This window comes from Synechococcus sp. H60.1, from assembly GCF_047462335.1.
Lineage (GTDB): Bacteria > Cyanobacteriota > Cyanobacteriia > Thermostichales > Thermostichaceae > Thermostichus.
The window spans coordinates 1-1663 of the sequence record NZ_JANSJA010000046.1; the positions used below are offsets into that span (position 1 = coordinate 1).

The 1663-nt window shown below is 55.3% G+C and carries 2 protein-coding genes; both read right to left on the reverse strand.

What is annotated here, in order from left to right; translation table 11 throughout:
- Positions 1-263 precede the first annotated feature (263 nt).
- Complete coding sequence (locus NW852_RS02515) at positions 264-1145, reverse strand: patatin-like phospholipase family protein (RefSeq protein WP_414366844.1); 882 nt, start codon at positions 1143-1145, stop codon at positions 264-266.
- A gap of 48 nt (positions 1146-1193) precedes the next feature.
- On the reverse strand, positions 1194-1663 hold a 470-nt coding region (locus tag NW852_RS02520), incomplete at its 5' end, for a histidine phosphatase family protein (RefSeq protein ID WP_414426434.1).

Below are 1663 nucleotides of genomic sequence, written 5' to 3' on the forward strand. Positions count from 1 at the left end.
ATCCCGACCAGGATGGAAAATCTGCCCCGGGCTATCTCATCCACCCAGGATTGCTGTTGCAATTTATCCCAATCGAGTGAACTTCAGACCCATTTTGATAGCGGGATCCGTCGAGGAGCGTTTGGTAAAGCTTGAGCCGCGGATCCCTTTAAAGCTTTAGGTTGAACCGCTGGAAAAGTGTTGGTTCACTGCTCCAGCTTTTGGCGCAATTCTGGAATGGCCCGTCGCATTTGCCGATAGCCTTCTCGAATAATGGCATCTGCCTAGTGGAAATCGAAGATGCTGTATTGGCTGAGCTTAGGTTGTAACAGTAAGTCCGGTGGATGTTCGGCCAAAATGCTGTGGGTTACCATTTGCTCCATGATGTTCAAAGTTCTGCCGATAATGTCAAAAATGTTGGGGCCAGAAGGCTCGTCTGGAAACCATTGACTAATTTTTTCCTGGATCGCTTGTTGTAGAGATTGGTACCGTTTGCGGATGCGGGTGATGAAGCTGGTTTCCTCCTCGATCACCTCTCCTTCGACATTGAAGCGCCGGCGTCTTTGAAAAGTTTCTTCTACCTCCGTTTGCTCTACCTCCGGCTCCACATCCGCAGGATCCACGTGGTTGAGGTTGACCGCCAAGACAACCTCGGCGCCCATTTCCCGCACCACCCGTACCGGCACCGGGTTGACAATGCCCCCATCGCTGAGGTAGCGACCTTCGTGCTGAAAAGGAGTGAAAATGCCGGGGATGGAGATGCTGGCCCGCACCGCATCGGCCATTTTGCCGGACCGCAACAGCACCTCTTGGCCTGTAATCAAATCTGTAGCCACGCAACAAAAAGGGATCCCGGCCTCTTCAATGCACAGCTCTTGCAAATGTTCCGTCAGTAGCTCGTAGATTTTGTTGCCCTCCAGAAGGCCACAGGTGGGAAAGACTACATCAAATAAAGACAGGATCATCTTCCAGTTGAGCTCCCGCACAAAGTCCTCTAGCTCATCCAGTTCACCTGCGGCGTAAATGGCTCCGACGAAGGCGCCGATGCTCGTCCCGGCAATGTAATCGATCGGGATCCCGGCCTGTTCTAGCGCCCGGATCACGCCAATATGGGCCCATCCCCTCGCTCCGCCACTGCCCAGTGCCAAGCCCAGTTTTTTGCCCATGGTCGCTTGTTCAAAAAAAGCCCAAAAGATTCTAGTAATTCTAAACTTTTAGGTGCCTGCCCTTTGCCGCAGATCAGGCGGCAAATAGCCGCGTTCCCCCAAGCTTTCCAGCAGGGGCCCATAGCGATCGAACTTGACCACGCTGACCGAGGCAGCCAAAACCTCGATGCGATCCCGGTAGCGGCCCAGGTCAATGCCCAGCAGGCTGCAGAGAAGAATCCGAAGGGTGGCCTTGTGGGAGACGATCAAGACGTTGCCATCCGACCATTTTGCTTCGATCTCCGCCACAACCGGCAGGGCGCGGTTGGCAATTTGCACGGCGGTTTCGCCGCCTGGAGGAGCGTTCCAGGCCGGCTCGGTCATCCAGCGCCAGTAGGTTTCGGGATGGGCTTCGCGGGCCTCGGCGTGGGTTTTGCCCTCCCACTCACCGTAGTGGATTTCCCTCAAGCCCTCTCGAATCTGCATCTCCAACCCCGTCTTCTCTGCCAGCGGCCTGAGAGTAGCCAAGGTGCGCCGCA